Consider the following 397-nt stretch of genomic DNA (forward strand, 5'->3'; position numbering starts at 1 on the left):
TACCACGGGCTGTCGCTTCGCTCGAGCAGCCAGCGCCAGTCGGGACTGAAGGGCAGCATGATCCACACTTCCTTGCCCATGGCCCCCGCCAGATGCGCCACGCTGGTGTCCACCGTGATCACCAGGTCCATCAGGGCCACCGCCGCGGCCGTGTCGCTGAAGTCCTCGAACGAGTCGCCCAGGAACTCGATGCCGGGCGTGTTTGCCAGCGCCGCCCGGTCGGCTGGCCGCAGCTCTTTTTGCAGGCTGTAGCAGTCGACCTGCTCGCTGAGCAGTCCCCGGATGTCTGCCAGCATCAGGGAGCGCTTGTGGTCGTTCTGGTGGCCTGTGCTGCCGCTCCACACCAGGCCTATCCTGGGTTTGGTGCTGGCGCCCAGTCGCTCTTGCCAAGCCTGGC

Annotated in this window: 1 pseudogene; it reads right to left on the reverse strand. The window is 66.5% G+C overall.

The features are described 5' to 3' along the window. Positions 1 to 397 (reverse strand): annotated as a pseudogene (locus B7G52_RS23760) (hypothetical protein); the annotation flags it as partial.

The organism is Polaromonas sp. AER18D-145 (assembly GCF_002379095.1).
GTDB lineage: Bacteria > Pseudomonadota > Gammaproteobacteria > Burkholderiales > Burkholderiaceae_C > Polaromonas.